Origin of the sequence: Stenotrophomonas pictorum JCM 9942 (genome assembly GCF_001310775.1) — a bacterium.
In the GTDB taxonomy this organism is placed as follows: Bacteria; Pseudomonadota; Gammaproteobacteria; order Xanthomonadales; family Xanthomonadaceae; genus Stenotrophomonas; species Stenotrophomonas pictorum.
On the sequence record NZ_BAZI01000607.1, the window covers coordinates 1 to 1150 of the forward strand.

At 68.8% G+C, this 1150-nt stretch carries 1 protein-coding gene; it reads left to right on the forward strand.

Annotation, left to right across the window (positions count from 1 at the left end; translation table 11 throughout):
* Nucleotides 1-254: 254 nt before the first annotated feature.
* Nucleotides 255-1150 (forward strand): BPSS1780 family membrane protein (locus JCM9942_RS16460; protein ID WP_054660930.1); only part of this gene is annotated, 896 nt, incomplete at its 3' end.

Genomic DNA, 1150 nt, shown 5'->3' on the forward strand with positions numbered 1-1150 from the left:
TGCTGCGCCGCTTCGTGCGCCACGTCCGCCACGGCAACCGCCACTGAGCGGACCGCAAGTGCTGCAAACCGTTGAGGCACTGCTCCGGCAAGCCGCCTCTACCCTGCGGCCAACCGCCCCATCGCCATCGGCTACGGGCAACGTTTACCGCCGGAACGCAGATACGCCAAAGGTCACTCGCCCGGGGCCCGGGTTCCAGCGATAATCGTGCGGTGTCAGGCCGGTCCTGGCATCCCCCCTGTTTCGGAATTGCAATGAGCGAGATTCGCAAGGTGCCGGCCTCTGCCGGCGCGGAATGGTTGTTGACCGGGTTCGGCCTGCTCAAGCGCGCGCCGCTGGCCCTGGGTTCGCTGGGCATCCTCTGGGGTGTGGGCACCTGGCTGGTGCTGTCGTTGTCGATGCTGGTGCCGCTGCTGGGCACGGCGGTGCAGTTCCTGCTGCTGCTGGCCGGCCCGTTGTTCATGGGCGGCCTGCTGTGGGCGATCCGCGAAGTCGACCAGGGCCGCATCGCCCGGCCCTCGCACCTGCTGCAGGGCATCCAGGAAGGCCGCGCGCCGCACCTGCTGATCGCCCTGCTGCCGCAGCTGGTGGCCGCCTTGCTGCTGGGCACGCTGCTGCTGGTGCTGGTGGGCACCGCCGGCCTGCAGCAGCTGTCGGAGGTGATGCTCAAGCTCAACGAGATCAGCCAGTCCGGCGCGCAGCCGGACCCGGCGCAGATCGAAGCGCTGGTGGCGACGCTGCCGGCCGGGCGCATCCTGCTGTGGCTGCTGCTGTTGCTGGGCACCTTCGCCGCGCTGACGCTGGCACTGTTCGTGATGCCGCCGCAGGTGATGTTCGAAGGCCGCACCGGCTTCCACGCCTTGCGTGAGAGCCTGCGCGCGAGCCTGCACAACCTGCCGGCGATGCTGGTGTTCTTCGTGCTGGCCTTCATCGCGATCTTCGCGATCTACTTCGCGGTGATGATCGTGGCACTGATCATCGGCCTGATCGCCGGCCAGGCTGCGGCCATGGCGGTGGCGCAGCTGGTGCTGATGGCGGTGCTGATGCCGGTGTTCGCCGGCTCGGTGTATGCGGCCTGGAAGCAGATGCTGGCGCCGGCGGGTACCGGCACACCGCCGCCGGCGACGGCTGGACACGTGATCGAAGTCTG